This window comes from Legionella quinlivanii (assembly GCF_900461555.1).
Lineage (GTDB): Bacteria > Pseudomonadota > Gammaproteobacteria > Legionellales > Legionellaceae > Legionella_C > Legionella_C quinlivanii.
Genome location: NZ_UGOX01000001.1, coordinates 2,781,437 through 2,807,718, shown reverse-complemented (window position 1 = coordinate 2,807,718; position 26,282 = coordinate 2,781,437). Strand labels below are relative to the sequence as shown.

The window sequence follows — 26,282 nt, the reverse complement described above, 5'->3', positions numbered from 1 at the left end:
TCCTTTTGGGTGGAATGAAGCGTGAGTTTAGTAACTCACGCGCTTTAAAGAGTCTGAGCTGGAGCGCTATTTTGCGCCAATGCTGCCTGTTTTTCAGCCTCAGCTTCCGCATCTTTCACTTTGGCCTTTTCAGTTTGCAGGGCGTTTTTCAGCACGTCGCTATTAGTGGTTTTGCTAATCGGATTTTCAATATAGTTTTTGCGTTGTGTTGCTTGCTGAGCTGCGACGCGCCGCATTTCTTGCAGACGTGCCTGCAGATCTGGAGTGTCAAACAGCTCATCAGCAGTTTTCGGTTTTCCATTAACCATAATAGTGATATTAGAAAGCGATTTGCTGGGGTCTTTGGGATCAGGAAAAGTTCCTTCCTGAAAGCCGGCACGCAAACAAGCCTCAAAAGAGCGTCTGCCTAATTCCATCGCCCATTTTTCATCTTTGTGATTCACGCTCATTTTGATGGAATTTGCCCCAGTGGCATAGACTGCAGAAGCCAGCGAGGTTAAATCATAAAGAACATTATCGTGACGGGTATTGTAATAAAGAGGGCCAAATTGGGGAAGCTGCATGGAGTATTTGCCATTGCCTTCGACCTTCATAGGCAAGCCTGTAATTCCCTCCATATATTCAAGGTCTTCAATCTTAACATTTTCAAAAATAGCAAGTCCGTTTTCCTTGACATTAACGGAGATTGTCGTTGCTGCAGTTTGCTGGCCTTTTTTATTCAGTTCAGCCACACGAGCTATTTCTTTTTGCATGGCATTGGAGTGATGCCACATAGTAGCCAGCCAGGCTACACGGCGACGTTCATTCTCCGCCTGAGTATGCAGACTTTTAACCTCTTCTGTCACCGAGCTTTCAAACTTGGAAAGTGCGTCTTTATGTGCTTTATCCAGCGTTGTTTCCATCTCTTTTTTAAAACTTTCCAGCTGGGTATCGGTGCTTAAGCCCATCGTTGTTTTCAGCTTGGTCTTAAAATCATCGTCTTTAAAGAGGGCTTCCAGCTTGTCTTTCTCCAGTTTATGCTGGTCGCCGATAGCATTCTTGGCCGCAGCATTGGCCTCCTGCAGCTTGCTGGCGACGGCTTCAACCGGATAACGCGGTGTCTTGCTATGTAAAAGATTGTTTAGCGCGGTCACTGAATTCGCATACTCTTTTTGAGCCGCTGTAGTTTTGGCATCAGTGACCAGGATGTCCTCTAGCGCTTTTTTAACAGCGTTGGCATTATCTTTTGTATCAGCACTGGGCTGATTGATTTTATGACCGAAGTTTTCTTTTTCGTTCTGGGTTTTAATCTCAGCAAAGACGTCTGTATTTTTAACTTTATTTTTTTCGTAGTCATCGAAGGGTGTTTTGCTGCCCAGTTTGATTTGATCAGGTCCTTTTGCACTGGTTTCGTACGCTTTAAATTGCTTGTGCATCGAAACAGGGCTGAACAGCTCCATGCGCTGTTCGGTTTTTAAATGGGTACCAAAAGGAATAAGTGCTACCGGAATATTATCGAGTAACGCTTTTCCGCCAGATACTAATGCGGAGCCTACCTGAGTGAGAACTTCTTTTGGATCAGCCATAAAATTTCCAATTGTTACTGCATATATCACTTAAGTATATCAGCAAAAAATTAACTGTGAATTAAGAAATAAATCAACAATAAAAAATATAATCCGTGCATAATCCTGTATATTTTGCTATTATAGTGAGCAAATTTTATATAACTTAAACCGCTTTACCTTGGTTTTGCTTTATCTTGGAAGTTCTATGACAAATGATTCAACAAGCTTTGCATCTCTTGGACTATCTCAGGCTTTATTAAAAGCCTTGTCTGATATGCAATTTCAAACGCCCTCTCCTGTGCAGGCGCAAACCATTCCCTGCCTGCTTGAGGGACAGGATGTTATTGCCCAGGCGCAAACTGGTACAGGCAAAACGGCAGCTTTTGCTTTGCCCATATTACAGCAGTTAAACCTGAAATCCTCTGCGACGCAAGCCTTAATTTTAGCGCCCACCCGCGAGCTCGCCATACAGGTGGCTGAACAATTTTCTGCTTTGAGTGTTCATTTAGCTGGCATCACCGTTTCTGTTCTTTGTGGAGGACAGGATTATCGCCGTCAGTTAAAACAGTTAAAAGACGGTGCCCAAATCGTGGTTGGAACACCAGGTCGAATTCTTGATCATATCGACAGAGGCACTTTACAGCTCAATCAGTTGAAGACCTTTGTACTTGATGAAGCGGATGAAATGTTGCGTATGGGCTTTATTGAGGACGTGGAGTTGATCCTGTCCAAATTGCCTGAAGCAAAACAAATGGCATTATTTTCAGCGACAATGCCTTATCGTATTCGCCAGATTGCCAATAACTATCTGCGCGACCCTGTTTCTGTTGAAATTCGTTCAGAAACAGCCACTGTTAAAAGTATTGAACAGCGCTTTCTTTTTGCTTCTCAGGGTCAGAAGCCTGATGCTTTGCATCGTATTCTGGCAGTTGAGGATTATCAGGGGGTGATTGTTTTTGTTCGGACTAAAAGCAGCACAGAAGAAGTGGCCGAATCCCTGCAACAGCAAGGTTATCGGGCAATGGCTATTCACGGCGATATCACCCAGGCTTTAAGAGAGCGGATTATTGCCCAGTTCCGTCAGGGTGCGATTGATATCCTGGTAGCTACAGACGTAGCCGCACGGGGGCTGGATGTTGAGCGTGTCACACATGTTATCAATTATGATGTACCGCATGATTGTGAAACCTATGTACACCGTATCGGCAGAACTGGACGTGCTGGTCGAAGCGGAGTGACCATCCTGTTCATTACGCCGCGTGAATCAAGAATCCTTAATACTATTGAAAGACATACGCGACAACGTATTGAAAAAATTACGGTGCCGAATGATCATGCGATTCAGCAAGCACGCCAGAAACGATTTATGGATAATATCTCTGCGCGCTTAACGCATGAGCACTTACCGGCTTATAAAGCCATTGTGGAAGATTATCTTGCGCAAAATAAAGTGTCACCCGCTGACGTTGCAGCCGCCTTGGCATTGCTGCTTCATCAGGACAAGCCCTGGCAGCAAAACTTGCCGCAATTTAAAGAGGCCAAGGAAAAACGCAGCCGCGATGGCGATATAAGAGGCTCAAGAGGCGGTGATCGCCGTCGTGAGGACCGTTTTGAACTGTCAGCAAGAAAATCAGGTAAAAGCGACAAGCGATTCGCTGATAATCATCAACAGGAATTGTTTAGAATCGATGTGGGCCGTATTCATGGTGTTAAACCCGGCAATATTGTGGGCGCGATAGCCAATGAAGCTGGCTTACAGAGCCGTCAGATTTCTGGCCTGAAAATTCATGAGGATTATTCCACTGTTCGTTTACCACAAGGCATGCCTAAAGAAGTATTCCAGGACCTTAACAAAGCCTGGGTTTGCGGACGTCAGTTAAAGCTGACCTCGTTAGGTGTGGTGTAAAGTCAACGCCTTGATCACCTGCTTAACGCGAACAGGTTGGCGTTGTACATAAATGAAAAGATAGATATATAAGCACAGTCTTTGCGAGCGTCAGCGAAGCAATCCATCTCCTAACTTTGTTCAAGTTTCGATCTGGATTGCTTCACTTCGTTCGCAAAGACAACAAGTTAGCCTAGTCGCGGAACTTAAATCAGGGTTAGATTTTCGGTGTATTCGAACCAGAACTCGCCAAAGCTGCAACTCCCAAGACCAGCAATGCAGCACCACCACCTAACAAGGTATAATTATTGATCAATGAAGGTTGGGTATTAGTCACTCTTATCTGCATTTTAATTTCTTCAACCAATAACTTCAAAGGTTCATCCGCATGGATTGGACTTGCGAGTTCGCTGATGAGTGTATTCAGAAATTTTTGGTTGTATTTCTGTGTAATTTCTACGGGCTCTCTTTGATAGTATTCCATCGTTAAAGCATGCGCCTCTGCCACTGCGGCGGTAAGATTCAGTGCGTCTTCATCCTTCCAGTGCTGAATGCCAAAACTCTCTTTATGCATGAAGCGTTTTGTATCGTCTGAACTGTGAAAATTTTGCTTGGCTCTTTGTATTTTGCCAGGGGTATTGAGAATAGAAACCAGGTATCTATAAAACTTTTCCCGAAATTCCTCAGCTGTCACTGCCATGATACTCCTCTTAATTAATTGGTTAATATTTACAATAATCAGGTAAACATCGATAAACACGATAAGTGAAGTCAGCGAACCGTTGACCATTGGTCCTGGTTGCGTATAAAGGAAAAACCCCCACTAGGTGATAATGGTTTAAAAATCCTTTCGCCATCAGTATTTCCATTAGATCATTGGCCCTACCCAATTCATTGACTGAATAAATGATCCAGTCGGGTCGAGCGTTTTGCATAAGATTTACAGCATATAATTCAAGGGAGTTGTATTGTGTCATGTCACGATTATTAAGACACTCGCTGTCAATAAACTCCAAATCAGATCGGCCAAAATAGGGGATTACTCCGCAATCAGACACCAGAATACGGGCATTCTTTTTTGCGTGTTGATTAATCAATTGACTGACTTTAAGACGAAGCGCGCTTCGTTGCTGATAATGACCTAATTCACTTTGAATTTGCTCTGACTTAATGGACGGTATACTGGAAAAAGCCAGCAACAGAATAGCGAGCAGACAGATGAGCTGCTTATAACGGTTACTGATTGAGAAATAGTGCAGAGATTCATTAATTCCCAGAGGGGGCAGTATGCAGACCAGCGCAAATGCGGGCAGAAAAAGACGATTATAATGAGCAATTACCGGGTTGGCATCCCAAAGCAATAAGGCATAGGCTAGTGACGGCAGCCATAAGAGAAGATGCCGGCAGTCGTATCTTGCCATTAAATAGGGAAGTCCGATAATAAGCGATGGAAAACTGATCGCAAGATAATCCTGAATTAGAAAAAAACGATAGTAGGAGGCTATTGAGGGATAAAAACTGCTCATCCATTTGCAAAGATAGCTATTGGGTAGCCACTGGCCAAAATAAGTGAGTCTCCACACAAAATAAATGGAGTAAGGTAGTAGAAATCCCAATATAAAGCAGATGGCTGCTGGCTTCAGAGTAGGTTTCCAGAGTTTCTCTCGAGCGTCACCGGCATGAAACCAGGGGCAAATAATGTAAAGACCGGCAAATACCAGCCATAAAATCCCTTCAAAGCGGGTGAGTGATAGAAGGGTCAGGCTAATACAAAGCCAGAAGCAACTCCCGCGATTGTTTTGTTTAGTATCAGAGAATAGTTGTAGCAATAAAAAAGTAAAGAGCAGGACCAGCATAATGAACAGACTGGTTTCCAGCCCACTCACTGTCCACCAGTAGAGCCCTTTATAGCAGGAGAACAAGTAAACGCTGAGTAAAGCATAAAAAGGGCTGCCAAATAGCCGCGCACAGCGATAAAGTAAAAAGAAGGCTAGTAAAAGACAGCCGGTAGCCACTACTTTGAGAGAAGGGATTAAAGGCAAGCCTAGTTTGATAACCAGATAAGCCAATAGAATCCATGTAAAATTGGAGTAGCCTTCAACTGGCAGCTTGTTGGCTGTCCACAGAAGTCCATTGCCCTGAGCCAATTGCTCAGCGTAACGCCAGCTGATAAATGCATCATCCGTTACAAAATCCCAGCAATTGATCAATGAGTAGCTGAGATTGAATCCAATTAGCAGCAAAATAATTGCGACGAGACTATTTTTTAAAAAAAATGCTTTATTCACTTTCAACCAGTCTGCCCTGAAGCGGGTCTGGCCCCCATCGATTGTTCTTCCTTCTCAGAAAATGCACTTAAATGACTAATAAAGAAAGACAGAAAGTTCCCAATACTATTCTGTTGATAAAATCGTTTAATGGGTGGTCTTGGTTCGTTTACTCCATCCGTCAGTCGAAGGACATAGGCGAGGCAGTCAGTTTCTCCGGGTTTCATGTGATTGGTCATGTAATGCAGTGTACAGGCATGCGTTTCTTGCATCTGCCTGTGCAAAGCCATCATTTCAGCGATTTTTCTACCCGTGGTCTGGCGCGAAATGGGTTGAGTCAGCTCTCTGGTGAGATCGGATGGTGAAATTGCGAACTCGAGCGCAAAAGGGGGTTTATCAGCAATTTTCACTGCAATTAAGGCATGTTGTCCCACATAACCTCTTAAATGTTCACTGACAAATTCTGCCGGATGACTTCCGGCAGTGTAACTGGCGGGCGAATTCAAAAAATGATTCAGCTTTTCCTTATCATTATCAAAATAATTGACCAGCAGATCTTCCAACACTTCGTTGAGATAGTCATGAATTGTTTTACGAGATGAGGTTAATTGATTCAGGTTAAGGTTCAGACCGTCTAATACTAATTTTAATTTCCTGAATAAAGGTTCTTCCAGCAAATATTCCGGTGTTCGATTGCCTATCGCACCCCCAAGACACAAGCCTACAAAAGTACCCAATGCAAAATATTTTAAGGGGTTTTGCTGGTTAATTATTCCCTGGACAACCCCAGTGATCCCACCGAGGATCGCGAAAAACAAGCCAAGTGTAATAGCTAACAATGCAGAGCCAATCGTTAGCAAATGAGGATACAAGACGAAGCTGCTGTTGTATTTATCAATGAGCTTAACCAACCGACCGTATTTAATATTAACCAGCTCAATCTGTTCCTGAAGCTCATCTGCACGCTGCCTGGGATTTAAAAAATCTTTACACTGTGCTGTCAAATCAATTGAAAGGACCAGGATGTCTCTTGTTTGGGGGGTATTGATGGGTTCAATTGCCGCAAGCAATAAAAATAAATGATATTTCAATTCCGTGGTGGGTAATGCAAAAATGTGTTTTCTAAACTCTTCCAGCTTCTGTTTGTATTCTGATGGGAGCATGGCATTTATCACCTGAACGTTTTGATAATTATATTGTGAAGAAAATCACAAAAGTTCAAGCAATAAATGCGAAATTACAAGCGAGTGAATTAAAACCACAACAGGCTGCTATGACAAAAAGAAATCAGAGCATACAAGGCCAGGGGAAAAATTTTTAGAAATCTGCTATTCACTTTCATGAGCGGTTCCATTTATTTGATCAAGAGATAAATCAGGTATTCAAAATTCATGCCGATTTGAATTGGACTGAATATCGGAAACTTACAATTCAAAATTGCCAATTAATGCTCTAATAGTTGACTTATTGTAAATTAAATTGATTGTGTAACAGTTCCATACTATAATTCATCGTTTTTCATAAAATACAATGAATTAAGGCTTTAAATGAAAGTATTACTGACCTTATGTGCTTTGTTTTTCTCCACTGTTATCCAATCGGCCGCTTTAAAAAATATCGTCGTATTCGGTGATAGCCTTTCGGATAACGGCAATCTTTATGAGTACATGCACCATCAATTGCCGCAATCCCCGCCTTATTATGAAGGTCGGTTTACAAACGGCCCCATCTGGGTGGAGCGTCTGCTGGCTCTGTACTACAAACAAAACCCGGAAAGTCATTTAAAGGATTATGCGTTTGGCGGTGCTGGTGTTTCTGAAGAGGATGATGGCGGCGTGCTGTTTACCTTGCGCAGCGAGATCGACAGCTATTTCCTCAGCCATAATAACAGGGCGGAAAAAGACAATCTGTATGTCGTCTGGATTGGTGCTAATAATTATCTTGGCGTTCCGGATGGGGTTAATGAAACGGTTGAACGGGTCAATAAGGGTATTGCTCACAGCCTGTCGGAATTGGCCAGTAAGGGTGCTCGCCATATTCTGGTATTTAATTTACCCGATTTGGGGAAAGCACCTGCTGCCAAAGAGTTCGAGGCGGAAGAGATTCTGTCTGAATTCTGTCAGGCGCATAATGCCGCATTGGCTGAAACGATGAAGCAATTACGCAAGGAATATCCCAAAGTGCAATGGATATTCTATGATGTTAACGAACTTCTGAATAAAATTTTTGCTAATCCTGCTCATTACGGTTTCAACAATATTGAGCAAACCTGTTACGATGTGATGATTGATAAGCCGACCCAGAAATCCGTATTGCAAATCGCCTCACGCATTCGACCCACAAGTGAATTCGATTCCTGCGATGGCTTTTTGTTTTTCGATCCGGTACATCCTACAGGTCCTGCCCATCAGATTATGGCCGAGACTGCCTATCGTCTGCTTAAAGAGGCGAATATTTCATTCAAATAATTGGCTTAGCCCTTCCGACAGCGGAAGGGCAGTCGTACTCAACTTCGGCAAAATTCTTGCATCAAATCATTATTGCACTCAAAAAAGAAATGCGTATGCGCTATCGACTCGTCCTGTTCATCCTGCTTTTTCTCACTCAGCCACTGACTGTTTTAGCCGACGATCGCATTAAAATTAATGTCAATCAGGAGGAAATAACACTGCCTTTCTGGGAGGCAAGACAAAAAGAAGTCAAAGGCGGCATCATTTTGTTGCAAGGTGGGAAACCGGCAGGGGGATCGGAGTTTCCCAGGAAACTGGCTGCTTCCTTAGCGAAAGCGGGATGGTCGGTAGCACTTTTAAATAGCGATCTGAAGGTAAAAACGCCGTGGATAGAGCAATTACCCGAAGCAATGTCGACATTACGGCAAAAAAACAGTAAGCGTCTGATTATGATTCACTATGGTGGTGAGCTCGATCTCAGCCTGAATTATTTTGGCAAACCGCAGTCCAAGCAAGTGAATGGACTGGTGTTACTGTCGGCGTTTCAGAGCCAGCCTGTTGAGGAGACGACTAAAGATGAGCTGGGCAAAGGCCTGCGTTTTCCGGTGTACGAGATATACGCTCAATTTGATTATGAAGCAGTTAAGCACAGTGCTCAGCAATTGAAACTGAAGCTTGAAAAGACAAGATCGAGAAGTTTTCAGGTTCCTGGAAGCAGCCATGATTATTACTATTCCACCGATCTGCTTAAAAATTACCTGAATGGATGGATGAGCCGTCTTCATCCCACTGAAAGAACAAAATTAAGCTTGTAGTTCAGTTATGAAGCGCTAGATTAAATGGAAACTACCACCCTTTGCTTGCACAAATTTGCTCATAAGCTTTAGTAATTCGCTGTGTTTTCTCATTTGCAATTTTAATCATAGCTTCTGGTAAGCCCTGGGCTATCAATTTATCAGGATGATTGCGGCTAATTAATTTGCGATACGCTTTTTTTACTTCCTGCTTACTGGCATTGGGGCTGATTTCCAGAACCGCGAAGGCATGGATTAAATTATTGGGATTCTGATAATTGAATTCCTCTCTGCGTTGATGTGAATTTGATGAGTGCGAGGAAGAGGAGCGCTGATTGCTGCGCTGGGAGTAGTCAGCGGTTGAGTAAGCGCCGCCAAAAATAAAATCTTCATAAAAGCGATACTGCTGTTTCAAGGGAGCAAATCCCATTCGCCGAAAAATGTTGTCCAGCGCTTGAACTTTGGACTCAGTCAGGCCTCCTGCCTTTGCCACCCGGTATTGGATATCCATAAACAATTTCAGAAGCTCGGGATTAACCCGGCAGGTATCCTGAAGCGTGTTTAAGGTGCTTTCGAGATCGAAACGCGGGTCTTTTCCCTCATTGAACAAGCGCTTGGCTAATTCCTGCTGCTCGTTATTTAAGCGCATTTCATTCATTAACTGACGAGCCACCTGAATCTCTTCTTCGGATACTCTGCCGTCCGCCTTCGCAATATGTCCCATGACAGAAAAGGTGGTCTGGAAAAATACCTCTTGAATTACTTTTCTTTTCTCACTGTAATAACTCCAGTGAGGACGTGAAAAATGCTCTGCAAGCCCGCGGTCAAAGAAATTACCGATTAAAATTCCAAATAAAGCGCCTGCGGAGCCTCCCATCAGGTATCCTAAAAAACCACCGATGATTTTTCCCCACCAGGTATGTGTCGTAAAGTACTGACGAAAATTCATGTGAGCCTGCGTTGATTGTTTGAATAAATCAAATCGATATCCATTGTTAGATGATCCCTTTATTATTTCATAAATTAGAAGAATAAACCCCATTAAAGAGACAGTTTACGCTTTGTTAACTCTTATTATAATGGCTAATTAAGTAACTTACATCTAAAACGTCTCCATCTGGATGCCCCGGACAAGACGTGACACGTAGACAGGAGGTGTCATGAGCAGAGAAGAACGTGTTGCTGAATGCTAGGAATACCCCCCGCCGCCTACGTACCACGGCTTGTCCGGGGCATCCAGGGATGCCAGCGCACAGCCCATAGGCTATGAAAATAATCCAATTCAATAAACAATTTCTGAATGCCTGGCAATCGGTATATACTTCTGTTTTTTTGCAAGGAATTCCAATGCGTTATATTTATTCCTTTTTCATGTACCTGATGACACCCTGGCTGCTTTTCCGGCTTTGGTGGAAAGGTAGACAATTGCCTGCGTATCGGGATCGCATTGGCGAGCGTTTCTGGGCAGGCATGGCGCCTGTGCCAAATATTGATGTATGGGTTCATGCTGTCTCTTTGGGGGAAGTCATTGCAGTCACTCCGCTAATCAATGAGATGCTGGCTAAGAACTGGCGGTTGTTAATTACTACTATGACGCCAACGGGAGCAGAGCAAGTGAAGACGAAGTTTGGGGATCGCGTTTTGCATCGATACATCCCCTATGACTTGCCTGATGTGTTGCAACGATTTTTCGTTTCGGTCAAGCCACGCGCTGGTGTGATTGTCGAAACTGAACTTTGGCCTAATCTGATTCATTATGCCAGTCAGGCTAAAATTCCCCTGATGCTTATTAATGCGCGCTTGTCAGAGCGTTCCTGCAGAGGCTACCAAAAGATCAAATGGCTGATAAAACCGGTTATTAATCAATTTACCTGGATCCTTGCTCAAAGCGATGAGGATGGTAGACGTTTTCAGCAATTGGGAGCTAAAGAAGGCCTGGTCCAAACGATAGGTAATATGAAATTTGACTTACAGACCAAGGATATTGACCAGGGACTGTTTCTTCAATTGAAAGCGGCTTGGGGACCGGACCGGCCCGTGCTCATTATAGCCAGTACGCATGACAATGAAGAAGAGCAAATACTGCAGCAATTAACCCGATTGCAGGCCTCTATAAAAAATATACTGGTATTGATCGCTCCTCGCCATCCAGAGCGTTTTCAAAAAGTTAACTTACTTGCAGAGCAGGCTGGATTCAAAACGGCATTGCGAAGCAAGCCTGAGACAATTTCTTCTGAAACTGAAGTGATTACTCTTGATTCTATGGGAGAGCTCTTAGGTTTTTATCAGATTAGTGATTACGCCTTTGTTGGAGGAAGTTTTGTACCCATTGGTGGGCATAATGTGCTTGAGCCTATTGCAATGAAGGTTCCAGTATTTAGCGGTCCTGAAGTGCACAACTTTAAAACGATTTGCCGTGACTTAATGGATGCAAACGCTATGATCATTGTACAATCTGCCGCAGAATTAATAGACAGAGTAGTTGCTCTTCATGCCAATGAAGCGGAAAAAGAAAAGCTGGTATTAAATGCAACCCAGGTATTGAAGGCCAATAAAGGAGCAGTAGCACGCTATTTAGCCGTTTTGGAAACTTTTGTCGATTAGCTGCATTTTCCTGGATCCCGCGAACAAGTCGCGGGACGTAGAAAAAAAGTCGCGGGATAGGAAATAAGCTTAACTGCCCTGGTTTTGTCTTTCTTTAATTTCTGAAAGAGTTTTGCAGTCTATACATAAAGTGGCTGTTGGTCGAGCTTCCAAACGACGCAGTCCAATTTCGACGCCGCAGGCTTCGCAGTATCCGAAATCTTCATCACGAAGACGTTCAAGAGCATCCTCGATTTTTTTGATCAGTTTCCGTTCCCTGTCTCGTGTGCGCAGTTCAAGGCTGAATTCTTCTTCCTGACTGGCCCTGTCATTGGGATCTGCAAAATTCGCCGCTTCTTCTTTCATATGAGAAACTGTTCGATCGACTTCTTCCATAAGAGAGCGCATCCAGGCCAGCAATATTTTTTCAATATGCGCCCGCTGCTGTTCATTCATGTATTCTTCCCCTTCAGTTTCCTGATAAGGGGCAATTCCCATACTGCCAACGGCGTCATTTTTCACGTTAAGTATACTCTCATTGTTTGAATCAATTAATTGTAACGGCATCGAGGCCTCCCACTATTTACGTCCCTTACAGTAAAGCACCAAATTAAAGGCCGTTAGGTATATCAAAAATCGAGTCATTCATCAACCTTTAGCAGCCTTCCTCCACTGACTCTGTCCAGACCTTGTACGTCTTTCCAACACTGTAGATTTTGATACCCATAATCTTTAAGCATAGACCCTACAACAGTTTTTTGATCATAACCATGCTCAATCAATAATAGCCCGTCTCGCTTGAGCCTCGCAATACTCTGTTGCATGATATCCCGAATTGCCGTCAAGCCATCTTCACCGCTGGCGAGTGCGGATTGGGGTTCAAAGCGCAAATCGCCCTGCTGCAGATGAGGATCCGCCTGGGGAATATAGGGCGGATTGGAGACAATCGCATGAAACTGGATGGCATCAGGAATAGCAGAAAACCAGTCAGACTGAAAAAAACGAATATTAGTAATATTCAGGGAAGCGGCATTTTCCCTGGCAATATCGATTGCCTGCTGGCTTATATCACAGGCATAGACTTCCCATTGAGGACGTTCTTTTGCCAGGGCGAGCGCAATAGCGCCGCTGCCTGTTCCCAAATCGATTATTCGTATGTCTGTGTGGTCGGGTATTAAACGAAGACAAAGTTCAACAATCAGTTCTGTCTCAGGTCTTGGAATTAGCGTACTTTCACTTACTTTTAGTGGAAGCGACCAAAACTCCCGCATTTTAATAAGATAGGCCACCGGACGTCCAAGCCGGCGCTCTTTTACAAGATCCCGGAATCGCTGATATTGCTCTGTGTTAAGATTTTGCTCTGGATGCGTATAAAGATAGGTTCTTGTTTTGGAAAGCGTATAAGCAAGTAAAATCTCCGCATCTATTCTTGCCGTATCATGAATATCAGCAAGCATCTCAGTCGCATTGGATAAAGCAGTTTTGATATCAATCATGACGACTTAATTCAGCCAGAAGTTCAGCATGATGTTCCTTCTGCAAGGCATCTACCACTGGTGCTAAATCGCCCTCAATAATATCGCTCAATTGATAGAGCGTCAGATTGATGCGGTGATCGGTAAGCCGGCCTTGCGGAAAATTATAGGTTCGGATCCGTTCGGAACGATCGCCTGAGCCAACCTGCAGTTTTCTTGTTTGCGCCTGCTGTTGTCGTTGCTTGCTTTGTTCTGCATCCAGGAGACGGGTTTTTAAAAGAGCCATCGCTTTCGCACGATTCTTGTGTTGCGAGCGTTCGTCCTGGCATTCGACAACAAGACCGGTGGGCAAATGGGTGATGCGAATAGCCGAATCGGTCTTATTAACGTGCTGACCACCGGCACCGGATGAACGGTAGGTGTCTACGCGTAATTCGTCTGCACTGATATCAATATCGTCAATTTCATCGACTTCAGGAAGAATAGCGACGGTACAGGCGGAGGTATGAACCCTCCCTTGCGATTCAGTTTCAGGGACGCGTTGTACGCGATGGGCTCCGGACTCAAATTTTAATTGCGAGTACACAGAGACACCTGAAATTCTTGCAATAATTTCCTTGTAACCACCATGCTCACCCTGGTTCGCGCTGATGATTTCCAACTGCCAGCCCTGATTTTCCGCATAGCGGCTATACATACGAAACAGATCGCCTGCAAAAATCGCCGCTTCGTCTCCTCCTGTTCCCGCGCGCACCTCGAGATATACATTACGCTCATCATCAGGATCCCTGGGAATCAGATAGATCTGCAATTGTGCATCGAGTTCCTCAATTTGTTTTTTTTCAGCGCTGATTTCATCAGCTGCCATTTCTGCCAGATCCGCATCTTCGCCGGCTGCCATTTCCTCAAGAGCCTGTAGATTTTTCCGGGCATTCTGATAGGTTTCATAACAGGTCGCTACAGGTTCCAGCTGAGCATATTCTTTGGATAAATTTTTAAATTGATTCTGATCGCTGATAACCGATGCATCAGACAACAGACGGCCTACTTCCTGGAAACGTTCGAGGAGCTGCTGTAATTTGGATTCAAGAGATTTCTTCATAACTGGATTGATTAACCGGATTGTGAAAAAGGTATTGGGCCAGATCAAGAAGATCCTGGCGATTATCCCAGGCGGCCTGTCTTAAGCCGACAGTGGGTTGATGAATGAGTTTGTTCAGTATGCGGTTGCAAAAAGTTTCCAGAACCTCTTTTTGATTCTGCCCTGTAGACAGTTGATGAATGGCACGCTCCAGCTCTTGCTGCGCCAAGGATTCCATGTGATTACGATAACCGCAGATAATATCCTTGGCCCGTAATGAACGATGCCAGCGAATATAATTATCGAGTTCGCAGTCAATCAGTTGTTCAGCCTGCAAGGCTGCTGTACGACGTTCATTCATTCCATGCTCAATCATTAACTGCAGATCATCAATATTATAAAGTTCTGTATTGGCCAGCTCGCCTACATCAGCCTCAATATCACGGGGAACCGCCAGATCAAGAAAAAACATAGGCGCCTGGTTTCTTTGAGCCAGGGCGTGTTCTACCAGGCTTTTATTTATAAAAGGCAAGGGACAGGCAGTGGCTGAAATAACGATATCGGCCGAAGCAAGATACTGGGGAATGTCTCCGATGGTCAATGCTTCACCCGCAAAAGCGGCTGCCAGTTGACGGGCATTTTCCTGAGTTCGGCTTGCCACCAGAAATTTTCTTACCCCTTCTTTGTATAAATATTTTGCTACCAGAGAAGAGGTTTCCCCTGAACCAATTAGGAAAACGCGTAAATCGCTGAAATTTCTAAATAGCTGGCCAATTAGTAATACTGCAGCGTAGGCAATGGATACCGGATTGCTGCCAATGCCGCTGCGGCTGCGAATCCTTTTACTTGCGCTAAAAACATACTCAAAGAGGGATCGAAGATTGGATTTGATGGTGCCAGCCTGGCAGGCATGATGATAAGCCTGTTTCATCTGGCCAAGAATTTGCGGCTCTCCAAGCATCATCGAATCCAGTCCACTGGCTACCCTTAGAGTATGCCGGACCCCTTCCTCGCCATGATGAAGATAAAAATAGGGTTGGAGCTCTTCTGCGTGAAGATGATGTTCGCGGGCAATCCAGGGAACCAGTAAATCGGGATCGTCTGTTTCACAGTAGATTTCTGTGCGATTGCAGGTTGAAAGTATGGCGGCTTCATTCACTGCAGGCAAATACATGAGGCGATGCAATATCGAATCCTGAAAAGCAGGCGACACAGCAATCTTCTCACGAATGTCGAGCGGAGCAGTTTTATGATTGAGCCCACAGGCAACAAACACCATAGATTTATCAGAAAAAGCAAAATAATGCAGAATTGTAAACTAAAAAAGGGGGAATTTACAGACTTGACTCGCACAGAGACAAATGAGTTAAAGGATTTACTCAAGTGATTTTCACGTTGGCCGTTAAAAGAAGTAGGCTGGATTCACTGCCATCCTGAGTTAAATAAACAGTAGTCCTGGCATAGATTTCCAAATTGGGCCTATGCTAAACAAGAGGGCTATAAAAAATCGTATCTTCTTACTGTCCTTTAAGGAGCATCAAATGGATATTATTTTCCAAGGGAAGCATAACAGTGAGGAAGCCGCTGAGAGTTTATTGAGTGTATTGAAATTATTTAAAGAGCGCTATCATATAGAGCAGTTTCGCGAAATGCACCTGACCGTGACACTGGTTGATGAGGCGGGCGAGGATGTAGAATTGGTTGACACAGATACCATGCAAACTTATCGTATATTTGAAGTATACCGCAGAGGCCATGAATTATCGACTGGCCGGCGCACTCATCCAATGTTGCAGTTGGTTGTTGATAATACAAAAAAGCAGGAGTAGGGAATGCTTATTGCTCTGCTGGCAATTATTCTGACTTTGTTGTTGGTTGTCGGTTTACATGAAGCGGGTCATGCGATAGCGGCAAGGATTTTTGGCATCAAAATAGAAACCATCTCTATTGGTTTTGGAAAGCCTATTGTCAAATGGCGCAAAAATGGAGTGGAATGGGTTTGGGCGATGTGGCCGCTCGGGGGCTATGTCAAGCTGCTGAACTCTCGCATACATCCTGTAAAACCGCAGGATTATCCTTACTGCTTCGACAAAAAGCCGGTATGGGTAAGAATAGTTGTCCTTTTTTCTGGCGCATTTGTTAATCTGATATTAGCCTGGGCCGCATTATTTTTCTATTTTTCGATGGATCATCAGCAGCAAATTCCAGTCGTTAAACAAGTAGTTACTAATAGTGTGGCTGCCGGTGCTGGAATAAAAAGCGGTGATCGCATTATAGGCGTTGATCAGCATAAAACAGATTCCTGGCAGGATGTGGGTATGTATCTAGTCAGCCATCTGGATAATTCTGCTGTACCGATTAAAGTGATTGGCAGCAATAATACCCATCAGAATTATGTGCTTAATCTTAAAGATCTTCCTATGCAGGGCAATTTACTGACGGCAATCGGCATTGTGCCTGCGGAGAGTCAGGAATATCTTGAGCGCGTTTCTGGTCAGGATTTCATAGAGGCGGCGAACTTTGCAAGTTTTAAACTGAAGCAATTACTATGGTTTTTCCTGATAATTTTAAAACAATTGTTAACCGGCAAGATCCCTTTCTCCGTTCTGTTGGGGCCTGTCGGGCTGTTGAGCGCCTCGATTCTGTCTTTTAAGCAGGGACTCGCGGTGTTTTTATATTTTATCGCGACCTTAAGTCTGGCTGTTGGGCTGGTTAACCTATTCCCAATCCCGGGACTGGATGGCGGCTCTATTATTTTTGCATTGATAGAAAAAATAAGTGGAAGACCCATCTCTGTCGCTCTGGAAATTCTACTATACCGTTTGGCATTGATTGCCTTTTTCCTCTTTCTGGTACAGTTGCTGCTTAATGACCTCCAGCGCTATCTGCGTTAGCCAATTGTTCTGGCACAACATAATACATCAATTTTTTTGACGCCTTGTCGTTTTAATAATGCTGATAACTCATTCACTGTACTTCCGGTGGTCAACAAATCATCCACAAGAATAATATGGGAATAGGGAATCTCTCGTACAGAAAAGCTGTTGAAGAGATTGCTGCGCCGTTGTTTACGATTGAGCTGCGCCTGGGGGGAAGTATTCTTTATTTTCTGACATGAAATGAAATCATAAGGTACCTCTAAATGTCTGGCGACACCTCTGGCAAGAAGGGCTGCCTGATTAAAACCTCTTTGCCGCAGCTTTTTAAAATACAGGGGAACAGGGAGAATGCAATCGGGTTTTTCAAGTGACAGGGGCAAGGCATCAAGAAGCAGCTTAAGCAAGACAGGCAGCAGATAAAGGCCCTCCCGATATTTAAATTCATGAATTAAGCCACGCAGAGGTTCCTCATAACGATAGGCGGTAAATACGCGATTAAACTGCGGCTTTTTTTTAATACAGGCACCACAGAGATCGAATTGTTCTCCTATTGGCATTCTACAGATGCAGCAGGCAGTTTCAATTTTTTTGAACAAGCTCATACAAAATGGGCAAATAGCCTGACTCCCGGTATGGTACTGGGAACAGAGCTTGCAAACAGCAGGTAGTTTTAATCTGTTGAAAATATTTTTCCAGCAGAAAGAGCGGTTATCTAGGCTATCCATCTTTGATAATCCTGTTGCCAGCTAACTAGCGGTGTTATACTTCGATTTTTTTACCAGATTGGATTCATTCCATTTGTGCTGATGATGAACCCGAAAACAGAAGTTTGCAAGGCCTTCAATCGCCATGCTTCAGAATACGAACAGGCCGCCAAGGTACAAAATGAAATTGGTCAACGCCTTTTTGATCGCCTGTCCTACTTAAAAATCACTCCTCGCTATGTGCTCGACTTAGGTTGCGGCACGGGATTATTCACCGTCCAATTGAAAAAGCGCTATCCGCAAGCGCAGGTTATCGCGCTGGATCTGGCCTATGGCATGTTGTTGCAGGCGAGACAGAAGCAGAAATTATGGCGTAAATGGCCTTTGGTCAATGCGGATATGATGCGTTTACCCTTTGCTGATCGCGTATTTGATTTAGTATTTGCCAATCAGGTTATTCATTGGTCGCATCCTTTGCAAGCGGTATTAAAAGAGCTGCATCGGGTGATGAATGTGCATGGGTGCCTAATGTTTTCGACCCTCGGACCAGATACTTTCAAGGAGATTCGTGAAAGCTGGCGGTCGGCTGATGTCTATGAGCATACTAATGAATTTGCTGATATGCATGATATCGGGGATGAATTGCTACGCGAAAACTTCCTGGATCCGGTAATTGATATGGAGCTGCTCGCTGTTCATTATAAAAGCGTAGCGCAATTGATTCGCAGTCTGAAGAATCAGGGAGTGCGCAACATCAATCCAAAACGAAATCATGGATTAACAGGTTGCGAGGCATGGAAAAAATTTGAAAAAAATTATCAGCAATTTTCTACAGAAGATAATAAATATCCTCTGACCTACGAAGTAGTGTACGGTCATGCCTGGAAAGGTGAAAAGCACCAGGATGACGAGGTGTTTATCCCCATTTCAGAGATTGGAAAAGTGAAAAGAAATCCTTAAAGCAGGCACAGAGTTCTCCAGGTTGCGACTGACATTTCCAAGCTCTGGAACTTATTCCCCAGATTACTCTCTATAAGCTATTCTTAATAGATAAGCTGTGGGAGATTGATGGTAATGAGTACCCTGTTTTTGGGGGAAATAAAGTCTCGGATGCTTAGGGAAGACAATATAAATCGAAATGGAGCGAGTCTTTATCGGAACGAATTCGGGCATATAATTGCCCCGCTTTTGCTGACCCAATGGCCGACGTTTAAAAGAAAACAGCCTGTCATATTTAGCGATAAACACCTATGCATGATGCAGCTGGCCGAGTTATGTTATCGAATATTGGTTCGCTGCGAAATTCAGCCTTTACTTTCTTTACAATCGACCCCCATACATGCGAATAACACTATATCCCTATCGCAATTGAACAATATTGAGCAGCGATTATTTACCAGAGTTAACCAGCCGTCGCTATATTTACCCAACGCGAAGGGAGAAAAACTGTCGAAATCCCAGGTTTTAAGATGGACGCATTTATACACACTGGAGGCAGCTCATCTTACAGTCGAACAACAGATAAAAAATTATCCTGATTTAATCAGTGATACAGAGCTGTGGTCGCAGTTTAAAGAGGAAGCAGGGTTTATGATGTATTGTATCGCTTGCGGCGATTGCAATCTGATGAACAAAGTCGATTATATGTTGAATGAATGCCTGCGTTTTCTGGATGTGAGCTGGCTGCAAATGGACATCATACAGCAAAACAATTTCATGTATTACTATCATCGTGAAGTACTGGAAGCTTTTTATGATGATTTTATCGACTACTTTGACAGTCTGGATGAGCATTTTATCTCAATTTACGGGCAAAGCCTGTCACAAATGACTATTAAACAACTGGATGAGCTCTCGATAGAGGATTTCCCTGACCAAGACCCTTTAATTAAAGTGCTTTATGGTCAGGATACAGCCGATTTTCGTCAAAGCTGGCGAGCCAATATTCAGTATGATGAAGCGAGAGAGCTTTATCTTATCACTCGAATATCAGCTCCGGAAAGAGTCATGAAAAATCTTATGAATTAGGGTAGGAAATAATAAGGATTAGGTAATTTAAATCCTTTCTCAGCGAATCCACCTTTCAAATCACTATATTGATCACCGATTGTAGCGACTATGGTATAACCTTTCGCCTCAATCGCCTTTCGCGTGCCTGATTTGAATGGAATAACCGAAGATTCTTTATAATCTATGGGCTTTAAGAAAAGGGCTCCCCAGTGATTGTAGCCCGCCCGGTGTAAATTGAGCTCGGTGGGCTGGCGCTCATTGGTTCGACGTCCAGTCACAAAAAAAACAGTGATATTGTTTTTTTGAGCAAGATTATAAAGATGCAACATGCCAGGAAAGGCGGTCGCCTTGCCTTTAAATACAGATTTTCTAAATGCTTCGGTGCTGACAGCAAAACCGTGTTTCTCCAGGTTGGGATAATTACTCAGGCTGGTTTCATCAATATCAAGAACCAGAGCCAGTTTTTCCCTGTTCTGCATTTTTCTGTTTTGAGCTGCTCGTTTTTCGATATAGCACTCTGCCTGGCGAATCACCTCATTGAATTCTTTTTCATACCGGCCGTCGTTGTGATACTGAACGAGTTCATCTTTAAGAAGACCCAGATTCTGAGGTTCTGCGAACAGATTGGAAAGATTAAAGATTAGAAGGAAAGATAGCAGAATGCGTTGAACTGATAAGGTCATGATTTAATTCCAAAATTAACAGATGGAGGCGCTTCTCGTTGCTTAGTATCGCGGCTTGGCCGCTATTATATCGAGAAAAAACTGACTGTCAAATGAACAGCGTGATAATTAACATTGCAATGCAAGATCGTCAGGAGACAATTGTTTGTCAAACCCATAAACCTTATTGAGACTATCCAAAGTTTTAGCTAGAATACGCCACTGTTTTCTAAATAGAACTGAATTAGTACTATATGATCAAGTTCATGTTATACTTAATGATGAGGAATAAATCAGACTGATTTAGTACTAGATTATTTGATGTGGGGGTGCTATGCTGCGCATCAGCAAATTGGCCGATTATGGAACAGTAGTCATGGTTCATCTGGCAAAATCGCCGGGTCAGCTTTGTAATGCCAGAGATATAGCTCAAAATACTCATTTGAGTATACCGACGGTCAGTAAATTGCTAAAACGTCTGACGGTCGCGGGATTATTAATTTCTGTCAGGGGCGTCAGCGGTGGTTATCGACTGCAGAGACCCGCCAGTGAAATTTCAGTGGCCCAGATTATTTACGCATTAGAAGAGCAGCGCGGCTTGATTGAATGCAGTTTGCAACCGAATGAATGCTCATTGCAAGGCTTTTGTCATATTCAGGGCAACTGGCGCCTGATTAGCCAGGCAATCGAAGCAGCTCTGGACAGTGTCAGCCTGGAGGTTTTGGCCAAACCAACATTGCAAAGTATTGAAATTGACCGCATCAAGCAGTTAGCGAGTGGAGTAAGTCGTGGCTAAAAGCAATGAACAAATTACAGCCCTTCTGGAAAGGGAATATGAACATGGTTTCGTGACCGATATCGAGGTGGAAACCTTTGAGCCCGGATTAAATGAAGAGATTATTCGCCGGTTGTCAGCCATCAAAAATGAGCCTCAGTTTATGCTGGATTGGCGTTTAAAGGCTTTTGCTCACTGGAAAACCATGACCCATCCCGAGTGGTCAAGTGTTCATTATCCGCCGGTGGATTATCAGGCGATATCCTATTATTCCGCACCCAAGTCTAAAAAAGATGCTCCTAAAAGTCTGGATGAGGTCGATCCGGAATTACTGCGAACTTATGAAAAACTGGGGATCCCTTTGCGTGAGCAGGAAATGCTGGCAGGAGTCGCTGTAGACGCGGTGTTCGATAGTGTCTCTGTGGCCACGACGTTTAAAGCCAAACTAGCCGAAGTAGGGGTTATTTTCTGCCCGCTTTCAGAAGCGGTTCATCTCTATCCTGATCTGGTGAAGCAATATCTTGGCTCGGTTGTTTCCTACCGCGATAATTTCTATGCAGCGCTTAATTCCGCCGTATTTAGTGACGGCTCCTTTGTATATATTCCTAAAGGTGTTCGCTGCCCCATGGAGTTATCCACTTATTTCCGAATCAATGCCGCATCCACGGGTCAGTTTGAGCGTACCTTGATTATTGCAGATGATCATAGCTACGTTTCCTATCTGGAAGGCTGCACCGCACCCATGCGTGATGAAAATCAACTGCATGCTGCAGTGGTGGAGCTGGTTGCTCTTGAGGGTGCTCAGATTAAGTACTCAACCGTGCAAAACTGGTATCCCGGTGATAAAGAAGGAAAAGGGGGTATTTATAATTTCGTAACCAAGCGTGGAGCTTGCCGCGGTAAGCGCTCAAAAATTTCCTGGACGCAAATTGAAACCGGTTCGGCAATTACCTGGAAATATCCCAGTGTTATTCTGCAGGGAGATGATTCAGTAGGGGAGTTTTATTCCGTTGCCTTAACGAACAATTTTCAGCAAGCGGACACTGGAACCAAAATGATTCATTTGGGCAAAAATACCCGTTCAACTATTATTGCCAAAGGTATTAGCGCAGGCCATGCCCATAATGCCTATCGTGGATTAGTGCGTATTGCCCCCACGGCGACCAATGCCAGAAATTTCACGCAATGCGATTCCATGTTAATGGGCAGCCATTGTTCAGCTCATACCTTTCCTTATATTGAGGTTAAAAATCCCAGTGCCCAGATTGAGCATGAGGCGACCACCTCAAAAATCAGTGAAGAGCAATTATTTTATTGTCAGCAACGCGGGATTGATACGGAAGATGCTGTATCAATGATAGTTAATGGTTTCTGTAAACAGGTTTTAAAAGAACTACCTATGGAGTTTGCGGTTGAAGCAACCAAATTATTAGGTATCAGTCTGGAAGGGGCAGTAGGTTAATATGTTAGAAATTAAAAATCTTAATGTGGCCATCAATTCTCAACCTATTTTAAAAGGGATTGATTTGCAGGTTAACGCTGGGGAAGTGCATGCCATTATGGGCCCTAATGGCTCAGGTAAAAGCACCTTATCCAAAGTATTGGCCGGTCATCCTGCCTACACTGTGACCGATGGAGAAATCCAGTATGCGGGGCAGGATCTGTTGCCTTTTTCACCGGAACAAAGAGCACAATCCGGTATTTTTATGTCATTTCAATATCCTGTGGAAATCCCGGGAGTTACCAATATTAATTTCCTGAAAGCATCGGTCAATGCTGTCAGAAAAGGTCTGGGTAAGCCAACCTTTGATGCTATTGATTTTCTAAGCTTTATTCGTGAAAAATGCCAACTGCTGGATATGGATGAGAGTTTTCTTTATCGCAGTATTAACGAAGGCTTTTCAGGTGGCGAGAAGAAACGCAATGAGATTTTACAAATGGCAGCTTTAGAGCCTAAGCTGGCCATTCTTGATGAAACCGATTCCGGTTTGGATATTGATGCTCTGCGGATTATCTCCCAAGGAGTTAACGCCATGCGTTCACCTGATAGAGCGATAATCCTCGTTACACACTATCAAAGATTGCTGGATTATATTGAGCCTGATTTTATCCATGTTCTGGCCAATGGGCGAATTATCAAATCGGGTGATAAAAATCTGGCGCTGGAGCTGGAGAAAAAAGGCTATAGCTGGCTCGAGGAGACGGTATAGTCATGAGCGCAATAGTCGAGTTTTATCAATCACAAATCAAGAATAAACCGGCGTCATTGCCCGCTTTGGCAGATGTTCAGCGGCATGCCTTGCAGGAGTTCAGACGCCTGGGGTTTCCCACCCGACATCATGAGGAATGGAAATACACGCTGGTTGATCCGCTGCTGCAGTATGAGTTTCATTCTGAACTGCCTGAGGATGTCAAACAGCCCGCGGTTCCAGCACCTGATTTTGGTATTCACTGTGGTCTGAATAATGGTTCGTTTTATAGTTCTGAAGCCATTTTGCAGTTGCGTGAAAAGGGCGTTATTGTCGAATCCCTTCTGACAATCATTCAGGAACAGCCTGAACGAGTGAATGCCTATTTAAAACAGACGCATTTTGAGCATGGCTTTCAGGCTTTAAATATGGCCAGTTTAAACAGTGGTCTATTTATCTATATTCCCGCAAACGTAAAACTCGAAGAGCCGCTGGTTATTAATTACTGGCAGGATATAAGCGAGCTTGCTGTGCATTCGCGTACTCTTATCATTCTTGAACAAAATGCCTCTGCGGTAGTCGTGGAATCGTATCAAGGTAAAAAGGATTGTGTTTATTTAAACAATCAGATGACTGAGGTTTATTTATCAAAACAAGCTGATTTAACCCATTACAAAATTCAGCAGGAAAGCAGGAAGGCTTTTCACATTGGCCATTTGTCTGTGCAGCAGGCCTATGCCAGTGAGTTTAAAAGCCATTCCTTAAGTCTGGGTGGACGATTAGTGCGCAGCGATATTAATATTGCGATGAAAGAATCACAGGCTGCCTGTTTAATGAACGGTATTTATATTCCCGGCGATAATCAGCATATCGATCATCACACCCTGGTGAATCATATCATGCCCGAATGCCGCAGCACTCAGGATTATAAAGGCATTTTGTCAGGCAAATCCCGAGCGGTATTCAATGGCAAGGTGATTGTTGCCCCGGGAGCTCAGCAAACTGAAGCCCAACAGCAGAATAAAAATTTATTACTCAGCGGACAGTCTGAAGTGAATACCAAGCCGCAGCTGGAAATTTTTGCGGACGATGTAATTTGTTCACATGGTGCCACAGTGGGGCAACTGGATGAGGATGCCTTATTTTATCTGGCAACGCGTGGTATAGGACGGCAGGAAGCCAGCCGTTATCTGATTCAGGCTTTTGCTGCCGAAAATTTGAAGCTGATAGCCTATTGTCCTGCCGCTGAGTGGATTGGCAATTTGATTAATCAGCAATTGGAGGAGAATCATGCCTGATGCAAATACTCTGATTGACACGTTTAACGTGGCCCAAATCCGTAATGATTTTCCTATTTTACATCAAAATGTAAATGAACATCCGCTGGTTTATTTTGACAATGCTGCGACAACCCAAAAACCAAAGTCGGTAATTCAGGCGCTTACTGATTATTATACAAACGATAATGCGAATGTTCATCGAGGGGTTCATGCTCTCAGTGCCCGCGCCACACAGCAATACGAAATTGCCCGCGGTAAGGTTCAACGCTTTATCCATGCTAAAAGCTTAAGAGAATGTATATTCGTACGTGGTACAACCGAGGCTATTAATCTGGTAGCTCAAAGTTTTGTCGGGCCGAGGATAATGCCAGGGGAGGAAATTCTTATAACCCATATGGAGCATCACTCCAATATTGTTCCCTGGCAAATGGTTTGTAAAAAAACCGGCGCAAAATTAACAGTTGCTCCCATTTCCTATGATGGTGAAGTGCTATTGGATGAATATGAACGGCTGTTAACGGATAACACCAAATTCGTCTCAATAAGCTATGCTTCCAATGCCTTGGGTACTATCAACCCGGTTAAGAAGATGATTGAAATGGCCCATGCCAAAGGGGCTTTGGTTTTATTGGATGGCGCCCAGGCCTCTGCTCATCTGCCTATTAATGTCCAGGATTTGAATTGCGATTTCTATGCGTTCTCCGGCCACAAGATGTATGGACCGACTGGCATTGGTGTGCTATGGGGAAAAGAGCATTTACTGGATGACATGGGACCTTATCAGGGTGGCGGAGAAATGATTAATTATGTCACATTTGAAGCCAGCGATTATGCTCAGTTGCCGCATAAATTTGAAGCGGGAACCCCCAATATTTCAGGAGCAATTGGTTTAGGTGCGACCATCGATTATCTGTGGTCACTCGATATGGATGCGGTACTTGCCTATGAAAGTTACTTGCTGGCGTATGCGACCCAGGAGATTAAAGCACTTAAAGGCTTTAATATTGTAGGTACTGCAAAACACAAAGTGCCCATTATTTCCTTTGTTCATGGAAAAATACATTCACATGATATTGGCACTATTCTGGATAGTGAAGGAATTGCCATTCGCAGCGGTCACCATTGTGCAATGCCTTTAATGGACTTTTTTGATATTGCAGCCACTACCCGCATTTCCCTTTCCTTTTATAATACCATTGAGGAAATTGATCGCTGCATTCATGCTTTGAAAAAAGTCAAAGAGGTATTTGCATGAATACAGAACTAAGAGAGTTATATCAGGAAATCATAATCGATCATAACCGTAATCCTCGCAATCATTATGCGATGGAAAAGGCCACTGCGCAGGCCAATGGATTTAATCCTCTATGCGGGGACAAGTTAACGCTTTATGTCAAAATCGAAAATGAAGTGGTGGAAGCGCTTAGCTTTGTCGGTTGCGGCTGTGCGATTTCGCAAGCCTCCGCCTCATTGATGACAGAAGCTTTGCGAGGCAAATCCATCGAGGAAGCTCATCATTTATTTCAGCGTTTTCATCACATGGTTACCAGTGATGAATCCAATGAATTGGCAGCTTTAGATAAATTGGCTGTTTTAGCGGGTGTGCGTGCTTTTCCTGCCCGTGTTAAATGCGCCACTCTGGCCTGGCATACTCTCGAAGCAGCCTTAAAGCAAAGCAGATCGACGGTGAGTACGGAGTAA

26 protein-coding genes are annotated in these 26,282 nt (G+C 43.7%); 15 read left to right on the top strand and 11 right to left on the bottom strand.

Translation table 11 applies throughout. From position 1 onward, the window contains the following. Positions 1 to 44: 44 nt before the first annotated feature. Positions 45 to 1,565 carry a hypothetical protein gene (locus DYH61_RS11970; protein WP_058507752.1) on the bottom strand — a complete coding sequence of 507 codons (1,521 nt, stop codon included), beginning with the start codon at positions 1,563 to 1,565 and terminating at the stop codon, positions 45 to 47. Positions 1,566 to 1,752: 187 nt separating this feature from the next. Here DYH61_RS11970 and DYH61_RS11965 point away from each other — a divergent pair, with 187 nt between their 5' ends. Beyond that, positions 1,753 to 3,453, top strand: coding sequence for a DEAD/DEAH box helicase (locus DYH61_RS11965; RefSeq protein WP_058507751.1), 1,701 nt, complete (start codon positions 1,753 to 1,755; stop codon positions 3,451 to 3,453). 196 nt (positions 3,454 to 3,649) lie between these two features. Here DYH61_RS11965 and DYH61_RS11960 read toward each other — a convergent pair whose 3' ends face one another. From DYH61_RS11960 to DYH61_RS11950, 3 genes are read right to left on the bottom strand one after another with little or no spacing between them, the layout of a single operon-like run. Beyond that, entirely contained in the window at positions 3,650 to 4,132 is a 483-nt protein-coding gene (locus tag DYH61_RS11960; protein WP_058507750.1) for a hypothetical protein, read from the bottom strand. Positions 4,133 to 4,154: 22 nt separating this feature from the next. Continuing rightward, entirely contained in the window at positions 4,155 to 5,720 is a 1,566-nt protein-coding gene (locus DYH61_RS11955; protein ID WP_065236162.1) for a hypothetical protein, read from the bottom strand. Positions 5,721 to 5,722: 2 nt separating this feature from the next. Then, positions 5,723 to 6,862, bottom strand: a complete 1,140-nt coding sequence (locus tag DYH61_RS11950; protein ID WP_058507748.1) for a hypothetical protein — start codon at positions 6,860 to 6,862, stop codon at positions 5,723 to 5,725. Here DYH61_RS11950 and DYH61_RS15685 point away from each other — a divergent pair. The 3 genes from DYH61_RS15685 to DYH61_RS11940 all read left to right on the top strand — a co-directional run bounded on the left by DYH61_RS15685 (position 6,853) and on the right by DYH61_RS11940 (position 8,964). Continuing rightward, positions 6,853 to 7,020 carry a hypothetical protein gene (locus DYH61_RS15685; protein WP_157072297.1) on the top strand — a complete coding sequence of 56 codons (168 nt, stop codon included), beginning with the start codon at positions 6,853 to 6,855 and terminating at the stop codon, positions 7,018 to 7,020. The two genes, DYH61_RS11950 and DYH61_RS15685, sit on opposite strands and share 10 nt — an antisense overlap. 226 nt (positions 7,021 to 7,246) lie before the next feature. Further along, on the top strand, positions 7,247 to 8,167 hold the full coding sequence (gene plaA, locus DYH61_RS11945; RefSeq protein WP_058507747.1) for a GDSL family lysophospholipase PlaA: 921 nt from the start codon (positions 7,247 to 7,249) through the stop codon (positions 8,165 to 8,167). Between the two features lie 95 nt (positions 8,168 to 8,262). Then, positions 8,263 to 8,964: an alpha/beta hydrolase family protein gene (locus DYH61_RS11940; protein WP_058507746.1), complete on the top strand. Its 702-nt coding sequence runs from the start codon at positions 8,263 to 8,265 to the stop codon at positions 8,962 to 8,964. A 31-nt stretch (positions 8,965 to 8,995) separates the two neighbouring features. Here the strand turns inward: DYH61_RS11940 and djlA are convergent, their stop codons facing one another. Next, positions 8,996 to 9,892, bottom strand: a complete 897-nt coding sequence (gene djlA / locus DYH61_RS11935) for a co-chaperone DjlA (protein WP_058507911.1) — start codon at positions 9,890 to 9,892, stop codon at positions 8,996 to 8,998. A 398-nt stretch (positions 9,893 to 10,290) separates the two neighbouring features. On the opposite strand from djlA, the gene waaA reads away from it, so the two are divergent. Then, positions 10,291 to 11,547 carry a lipid IV(A) 3-deoxy-D-manno-octulosonic acid transferase gene (gene waaA / locus DYH61_RS11930; protein WP_058507910.1) on the top strand — a complete coding sequence of 419 codons (1,257 nt, stop codon included), beginning with the start codon at positions 10,291 to 10,293 and terminating at the stop codon, positions 11,545 to 11,547. A 69-nt stretch (positions 11,548 to 11,616) separates the two neighbouring features. Here the strand turns inward: waaA and dksA are convergent, their stop codons facing one another. The 4 genes from dksA to hemA form a co-directional block, all read right to left on the bottom strand. Beyond that, positions 11,617 to 12,093 carry an RNA polymerase-binding protein DksA gene (gene dksA / locus DYH61_RS11925; protein ID WP_058507745.1) on the bottom strand — a complete coding sequence of 159 codons (477 nt, stop codon included), beginning with the start codon at positions 12,091 to 12,093 and terminating at the stop codon, positions 11,617 to 11,619. Positions 12,094 to 12,167: 74 nt separating this feature from the next. Then, a complete protein-coding gene (gene prmC, locus DYH61_RS11920; protein ID WP_058507744.1) occupies positions 12,168 to 13,022 on the bottom strand; it encodes a peptide chain release factor N(5)-glutamine methyltransferase in 855 nt (284 codons plus the stop codon). Next, the gene (gene prfA, locus DYH61_RS11915) at positions 13,015 to 14,103 is read right to left on the bottom strand and encodes a peptide chain release factor 1 (protein ID WP_058507743.1); all 1,089 of its coding nucleotides are present in this window, start codon (positions 14,101 to 14,103) and stop codon (positions 13,015 to 13,017) included. Before prfA ends, prmC begins: the two co-directional genes overlap by 8 nt. Continuing rightward, positions 14,087 to 15,361, bottom strand: a complete 1,275-nt coding sequence (hemA, locus tag DYH61_RS11910) for a glutamyl-tRNA reductase (RefSeq protein ID WP_058507742.1) — start codon at positions 15,359 to 15,361, stop codon at positions 14,087 to 14,089. Before hemA ends, prfA begins: the two co-directional genes overlap by 17 nt. 262 nt (positions 15,362 to 15,623) lie before the next feature. On the opposite strand from hemA, the gene DYH61_RS11905 reads away from it, so the two are divergent. Further along, positions 15,624 to 15,911, top strand: coding sequence for a hypothetical protein (locus tag DYH61_RS11905; protein WP_058507741.1), 288 nt, complete (start codon positions 15,624 to 15,626; stop codon positions 15,909 to 15,911). Between the two features lie 3 nt (positions 15,912 to 15,914). Then, positions 15,915 to 16,976, top strand: a complete 1,062-nt coding sequence (locus DYH61_RS11900; protein WP_058507740.1) for a M50 family metallopeptidase — start codon at positions 15,915 to 15,917, stop codon at positions 16,974 to 16,976. On the opposite strand, the gene DYH61_RS11895 is transcribed toward DYH61_RS11900, so the two are convergent. Next, positions 16,973 to 17,518, bottom strand: a complete 546-nt coding sequence (locus DYH61_RS11895) for a ComF family protein (protein WP_234999770.1) — start codon at positions 17,516 to 17,518, stop codon at positions 16,973 to 16,975. The genes DYH61_RS11900 and DYH61_RS11895 overlap by 4 nt on opposite strands. 252 nt (positions 17,519 to 17,770) lie before the next feature. Between DYH61_RS11895 and bioC the strand changes: the two genes are divergently transcribed. Continuing rightward, entirely contained in the window at positions 17,771 to 18,625 is an 855-nt protein-coding gene (gene bioC, locus DYH61_RS11890; protein ID WP_058507738.1) for a malonyl-ACP O-methyltransferase BioC, read from the top strand. A 114-nt stretch (positions 18,626 to 18,739) separates the two neighbouring features. Beyond that, a complete protein-coding gene (locus DYH61_RS11885) occupies positions 18,740 to 19,693 on the top strand; it encodes a hypothetical protein (RefSeq protein ID WP_133129068.1) in 954 nt (317 codons plus the stop codon). Here the strand turns inward: DYH61_RS11885 and DYH61_RS11880 are convergent. Then, complete coding sequence (locus DYH61_RS11880) at positions 19,690 to 20,358, bottom strand: HAD family acid phosphatase (protein ID WP_058507736.1); 669 nt, start codon at positions 20,356 to 20,358, stop codon at positions 19,690 to 19,692. The two genes, DYH61_RS11885 and DYH61_RS11880, sit on opposite strands and share 4 nt — an antisense overlap. A 313-nt stretch (positions 20,359 to 20,671) precedes the next feature. Here DYH61_RS11880 and DYH61_RS11875 point away from each other — a divergent pair, with 313 nt between their 5' ends. From DYH61_RS11875 to sufU, 6 genes are read left to right on the top strand one after another with little or no spacing between them, the layout of a single operon-like run. Continuing rightward, positions 20,672 to 21,133 carry an SUF system Fe-S cluster assembly regulator gene (locus DYH61_RS11875; RefSeq protein WP_058507735.1) on the top strand — a complete coding sequence of 154 codons (462 nt, stop codon included), beginning with the start codon at positions 20,672 to 20,674 and terminating at the stop codon, positions 21,131 to 21,133. Next, entirely contained in the window at positions 21,126 to 22,574 is a 1,449-nt protein-coding gene (sufB, locus tag DYH61_RS11870; RefSeq protein ID WP_058507734.1) for a Fe-S cluster assembly protein SufB, read from the top strand. The genes DYH61_RS11875 and sufB overlap by 8 nt, the downstream gene beginning before the upstream one ends. 1 nt (position 22,575) lies before the next feature. After that, positions 22,576 to 23,322 (top strand): Fe-S cluster assembly ATPase SufC, encoded by a 747-nt coding sequence (gene sufC / locus DYH61_RS11865; protein WP_058507733.1) that lies wholly within the window; start codon positions 22,576 to 22,578, stop codon positions 23,320 to 23,322. A 2-nt stretch (positions 23,323 to 23,324) separates the two neighbouring features. Continuing rightward, the gene (sufD, locus tag DYH61_RS11860; RefSeq protein ID WP_058507732.1) at positions 23,325 to 24,599 is read left to right on the top strand and encodes a Fe-S cluster assembly protein SufD; all 1,275 of its coding nucleotides are present in this window, start codon (positions 23,325 to 23,327) and stop codon (positions 24,597 to 24,599) included. Beyond that, the gene (locus tag DYH61_RS11855; protein WP_103989259.1) at positions 24,592 to 25,836 is read left to right on the top strand and encodes a cysteine desulfurase; all 1,245 of its coding nucleotides are present in this window, start codon (positions 24,592 to 24,594) and stop codon (positions 25,834 to 25,836) included. The genes sufD and DYH61_RS11855 overlap by 8 nt, the downstream gene beginning before the upstream one ends. Then, positions 25,833 to 26,282, top strand: coding sequence for a Fe-S cluster assembly sulfur transfer protein SufU (sufU, locus tag DYH61_RS11850; protein ID WP_058507731.1), 450 nt, complete (start codon positions 25,833 to 25,835; stop codon positions 26,280 to 26,282). Before DYH61_RS11855 ends, sufU begins: the two co-directional genes overlap by 4 nt.

Bases quoted from the DNA above. Each gene is read 5' to 3' on its own strand.
- DYH61_RS11970 (WP_058507752.1), bottom strand. From the start codon at position 1,565: ATGGCTGATCCAAAAGAAGTTCTCACTCAGGTAGGCTCCGCATTAGTA.
- DYH61_RS11965 (WP_058507751.1), top strand. From the start codon at position 1,753: ATGACAAATGATTCAACAAGCTTTGCATCTCTTGGACTATCTCAGGCT.
- DYH61_RS11960 (WP_058507750.1), bottom strand. From the start codon at position 4,132: ATGGCAGTGACAGCTGAGGAATTTCGGGAAAAGTTTTATAGATACCTG.
- DYH61_RS15685 (WP_157072297.1), top strand. From the start codon at position 6,853: ATGGGAGCATGGCATTTATCACCTGAACGTTTTGATAATTATATTGTG.
- DYH61_RS11950 (WP_058507748.1), bottom strand. From the start codon at position 6,862: ATGCTCCCATCAGAATACAAACAGAAGCTGGAAGAGTTTAGAAAACAC.
- plaA (WP_058507747.1), top strand. From the start codon at position 7,247: ATGAAAGTATTACTGACCTTATGTGCTTTGTTTTTCTCCACTGTTATC.
- DYH61_RS11940 (WP_058507746.1), top strand. From the start codon at position 8,263: ATGCGCTATCGACTCGTCCTGTTCATCCTGCTTTTTCTCACTCAGCCA.
- djlA (WP_058507911.1), bottom strand. From the start codon at position 9,892: ATGAATTTTCGTCAGTACTTTACGACACATACCTGGTGGGGAAAAATC.
- waaA (WP_058507910.1), top strand. From the start codon at position 10,291: ATGCGTTATATTTATTCCTTTTTCATGTACCTGATGACACCCTGGCTG.
- dksA (WP_058507745.1), bottom strand. From the start codon at position 12,093: ATGCCGTTACAATTAATTGATTCAAACAATGAGAGTATACTTAACGTG.
- prmC (WP_058507744.1), bottom strand. From the start codon at position 13,022: ATGATTGATATCAAAACTGCTTTATCCAATGCGACTGAGATGCTTGCT.
- prfA (WP_058507743.1), bottom strand. From the start codon at position 14,103: ATGAAGAAATCTCTTGAATCCAAATTACAGCAGCTCCTCGAACGTTTC.
- hemA (WP_058507742.1), bottom strand. From the start codon at position 15,361: ATGGTGTTTGTTGCCTGTGGGCTCAATCATAAAACTGCTCCGCTCGAC.
- DYH61_RS11905 (WP_058507741.1), top strand. From the start codon at position 15,624: ATGGATATTATTTTCCAAGGGAAGCATAACAGTGAGGAAGCCGCTGAG.
- DYH61_RS11900 (WP_058507740.1), top strand. From the start codon at position 15,915: ATGCTTATTGCTCTGCTGGCAATTATTCTGACTTTGTTGTTGGTTGTC.
- DYH61_RS11895 (WP_234999770.1), bottom strand. From the start codon at position 17,518: ATGCCAATAGGAGAACAATTCGATCTCTGTGGTGCCTGTATTAAAAAA.
- bioC (WP_058507738.1), top strand. From the start codon at position 17,771: ATGAACCCGAAAACAGAAGTTTGCAAGGCCTTCAATCGCCATGCTTCA.
- DYH61_RS11885 (WP_133129068.1), top strand. From the start codon at position 18,740: ATGAGTACCCTGTTTTTGGGGGAAATAAAGTCTCGGATGCTTAGGGAA.
- DYH61_RS11880 (WP_058507736.1), bottom strand. From the start codon at position 20,358: ATGACCTTATCAGTTCAACGCATTCTGCTATCTTTCCTTCTAATCTTT.
- DYH61_RS11875 (WP_058507735.1), top strand. From the start codon at position 20,672: ATGCTGCGCATCAGCAAATTGGCCGATTATGGAACAGTAGTCATGGTT.
- sufC (WP_058507733.1), top strand. From the start codon at position 22,576: ATGTTAGAAATTAAAAATCTTAATGTGGCCATCAATTCTCAACCTATT.
- sufD (WP_058507732.1), top strand. From the start codon at position 23,325: ATGAGCGCAATAGTCGAGTTTTATCAATCACAAATCAAGAATAAACCG.
- DYH61_RS11855 (WP_103989259.1), top strand. From the start codon at position 24,592: ATGCCTGATGCAAATACTCTGATTGACACGTTTAACGTGGCCCAAATC.
- sufU (WP_058507731.1), top strand. From the start codon at position 25,833: ATGAATACAGAACTAAGAGAGTTATATCAGGAAATCATAATCGATCAT.